This is a genomic window from Anaeromyxobacter sp. SG64 (assembly GCF_022690745.1).
Lineage (GTDB): Bacteria > Myxococcota > Myxococcia > Myxococcales > Anaeromyxobacteraceae > Anaeromyxobacter > Anaeromyxobacter soli.
This window is the reverse complement of sequence record NZ_JALCZB010000180.1, coordinates 1-3,045: the sequence shown is the minus strand read 5'-3', so window position 1 is coordinate 3,045 and position 3,045 is coordinate 1. Positions and strand designations below refer to the sequence as shown.

Annotated in this window: 5 protein-coding genes; 3 read left to right on the top strand and 2 right to left on the bottom strand. The window is 74.8% G+C overall.

Features of this window, described 5'->3' with window-relative positions; genetic code table 11:
* Positions 1–99: 99 nt before the first annotated feature.
* Positions 100–336: a hypothetical protein gene (locus tag MNZ29_RS23870; RefSeq protein ID WP_242341555.1), complete on the bottom strand. Its 237-nt coding sequence runs from the start codon at positions 334–336 to the stop codon at positions 100–102.
* A gap of 32 nt (positions 337–368) precedes the next feature.
* Positions 369–794, bottom strand: coding sequence for a universal stress protein (locus MNZ29_RS23865; RefSeq protein WP_242341556.1), 426 nt, complete (start codon positions 792–794; stop codon positions 369–371).
* Between the two features lie 352 nt (positions 795–1,146).
* Here MNZ29_RS23865 and bfr point away from each other — a divergent pair, with 352 nt between their 5' ends.
* The 3 genes from bfr to MNZ29_RS23850 all read left to right on the top strand — a co-directional run bounded on the left by bfr (position 1,147) and on the right by MNZ29_RS23850 (position 3,010).
* Positions 1,147–1,629 carry a bacterioferritin gene (gene bfr, locus MNZ29_RS23860; RefSeq protein ID WP_242341557.1) on the top strand — a complete coding sequence of 161 codons (483 nt, stop codon included), beginning with the start codon at positions 1,147–1,149 and terminating at the stop codon, positions 1,627–1,629.
* A gap of 64 nt (positions 1,630–1,693) precedes the next feature.
* Complete coding sequence (locus MNZ29_RS23855) at positions 1,694–2,149, top strand: MarR family winged helix-turn-helix transcriptional regulator (protein WP_242357082.1); 456 nt, start codon at positions 1,694–1,696, stop codon at positions 2,147–2,149.
* Between the two features lie 111 nt (positions 2,150–2,260).
* Positions 2,261–3,010, top strand: coding sequence for a hypothetical protein (locus MNZ29_RS23850; protein ID WP_242341559.1), 750 nt, complete (start codon positions 2,261–2,263; stop codon positions 3,008–3,010).
* Positions 3,011–3,045: the final 35 nt, after the last annotated feature.

Genomic DNA, 3,045 nt, shown 5'->3' with positions numbered 1-3,045 from the left:
TCGCTTCGCTCGCCTGTTCGCGAATCGTAACGGCCAGCACGCCGGCGGGGCGCTCCATGAGTGCCCGGCCGGCGCCGGCGTGGTGCGCCGCCCTGAGGTCTAGGCGCGGTCCCGGATCTCCTTCGCCCCCGCGGTGTGCGCGCAGTGGGCGCCGCAGAAGAACTTCCCGCCAGCCTCCACCCCGTGCCCGATCACGTGGCACCCGCAGCGCTCGCAGTGCGGCGCGAGCGCCTGGATCGCGCACTCGAAGCTGTCGAAGACGTGGTGCGCTCCGGCGGCGACCACCTCGAACGCCTTGTCGTACTGGTTCCCGCAGACCTCGCAGCTTCCGGTCATGGCAGCTCCTCCTTCGCCTCCTACGTCCCGGGTCACGCCTTCCAGCCCGGGTGAACCGTGAGCACCGGGCATGGAGCGTTGCGGACGACGCCCTCCGCGACGGAGCCGGTCAGCATGTGCTCCCGATCGACGCGCCCGTGCGTCCCCATCACGATGAGATCGACCTTCCCCGAGGTCGCGAACGCCACGATGGCGACCTCCGGCGATCCGCCGGCGCGAGCGACGGTGACCTTCAGGGCGCCCAGGCGCTCCGCGGTCTCCTTCCACGCCGAGAGCTCTCCGTCGAGCCCTCCCGCGGGCGGCAGCTCCGTCGCCACCCGCGCGGCGGAGTCCGCGTAGAGGAGGACGAGCTCCGCGCCGAGCCTCCGGCACAGGTCCGCCGCCACGCGCAGGCCGGCCTGCGCCGGCTCCGAGAAATCGACCGGACAGCAGATCCTGCTCCACTCCAGCGGCGCCATGCGCTCCCTCCCGGCCCGCGGGCCGCGGCCTCGTCCGACTCCGAAGAGAGCGTAAGGAGCCGCCGCGCCCGCGGCGCTCGTCATGCAGGGTCGTGCCGCGGGCGCGAGCCTGCCGTGCGAGTGCCCGCCGCCCAGGTCCTCTTCCCCCCCTCCACCGGCCCGCCGCGCCCTGGAGGTCGCCCATCGCGCGGGGCTCGCGGCTCGCCGGCGGAGGTGACGAATGGGCGAGGGGGATGCGACGCCGCCATGATCCCCGCCCATCACGGAGGCAGCCCCCCTGGACCCACGACGGGGGCGCAGCCGCGATCTAGGAAGGGCGTCTGCTCGCAAGGGCCTGAACGCTGGAGGACGCATGCAGGGCGATCCCAAGGTCATCGGACTCCTCAACGACCTCCTGTCCGGCGAGCTCACGGCGGTGCACCAGTACATGCTCCACGCGCGCATCTGCCAGAACTGGGGGTACGCGCGGCTGTTCGAGAAGATCCACCACGAGTCGCGCGACGAGCTGAACCACGCGGACGAGCTGATCGCGCGGATCCTCTACCTCGACGGCGCGCCCGACGTGCAGCGGCTCGGGACCGTCGCGGCAGGCTCGAGCGTGCACGAGCAGCTGAAGCTGGATCACGCGCTCGAGCGGAATGTCCGCGACGCGCTGAACTCCGGCATCGAGCGGTGCCGAGAGGCGGGTGACAACGGCACCGCCGAGCTGCTCGAGCGCCTCCTCGAGGAGACCGAGGGGCATCACCACTGGCTCGAGACGCAGCTCGCCGCCATCGAGCAGATCGGGATCTCGGGCTATCTCGCCGAGCAGCTGAAGGGCGACGGAGGCAGCTGACGGGCGCCCGGGGCGCGGCGCGCGGACGGTTGCGGGCGGCGGCGAGGTTGCTTATACAACTCCCATGAGCCGGACCCCCGTCGCCGCCGCCTCCGAGGAGATCGCCGCCGAGTGCCTGGCGAGCCGCGCCCGCTTCCTCGACCGCCGCCTCGCCTCGATCTACGAGCGCGCCCTGCGCCCGCTCGGCCTGCGTCGCACCCAGCTCACGCTCCTCGTCGCCACCGCGCGGGCGGGCGAGCGGGCGACGCCCACGGTGGTGGGTCGGGCGCTGCAGCTCGAGAAGTCCACCGTTAGCCGGGAGCTGGCCCGGCTGCAGGCGCTGGGCTGGGTCCGCGTCGAGCCCTCCTCCGACGGCCGGGCGCAGCGCCTCTCGCTCACGGCCGCCGGCGCCCGGACGCTCGAGGCCGCCCTCCCCCTCTGGCGGAAGGCGCAGCGGGAGGCACGTGCGCTCCTCGGCGATCGCGGCGCCGAGGCGCTCGCCGCGGTGACCGTGAGGCTCCATCCACGCTTCGGGGGGTAGAGGCCCCGCGCTCGCGCTCTCCCCGGGCCAGGGCGCCCGGCCCGGGGTGGCGGTGGTCTCGGGCGCCAGGTTGTACGTACAACGCGGGCTGTCGGCTCGCGGGAGGTTCACATGGCAGCGCTCGTTCCCGGGTTCGTGTGGCCGATCGTCATCGGCGTGGACGTCCTCCTCATCGCCTTCGTGGTCCTCGCCCTCCGCCGGTACGCCGGACGTGGCGCGGCGGCGGCGGGGGTGCTCCTCGGGGCCTGGCTCCTCCTGGTGGCTATCCTCGCGGCGACGGGGGCGTTCGCCGGCGCGCCGGATCGCCCGCCGCGGATCGGCCTCGCCATCGCCGCACCCATCCTCGCCGGCGGCCTCGCCCTCCTCGTGTCACGCACGGCGCGCGCGCGGGCGCTCGCGATCCCGCAGGCCTGGGTGGTCGGGATCCAGTCGCTGCGCCTCGTCGGCTTCGTCTTCCTGGTGCTGTACGCGCGCGGTGGGCTCCCCGGCGCGTTCGCGCTCCCGGCCGGCTTCGGCGACGTGGCGGTCGGCGCCGCCGCGCCCCTCGTCGCGTACGCGCTCGCGACGGGCAGGCGCCACGCGCCGCGCCTCGCGGTCGCCTGGAACGTCGCCGGGCTCCTCGACCTCGTGGTGGCGGTCGGCGCGGGCGCGCTCTCCGCCCCGAGCTCGATCCAGGTCTTCACGAGCGGCCCCTCGTCGGCCGCCATGGCGGAGCTCCCCCTCTCCCTCGTCCCCACGTTCGGCGTGCCGCTGTTCGTGCTCCTGCACGCCGTCTCGCTGCTCGGCCTTCGGGCCAGGGGACGCGCGCGCGCCGGGCGCGCTGGCACCGCTCGCGAGGCCACGCCCGCGCTCGCGCGGTGAGGCCCGCCCCGCGGCGGCCGTCCCGGGACCCCCCC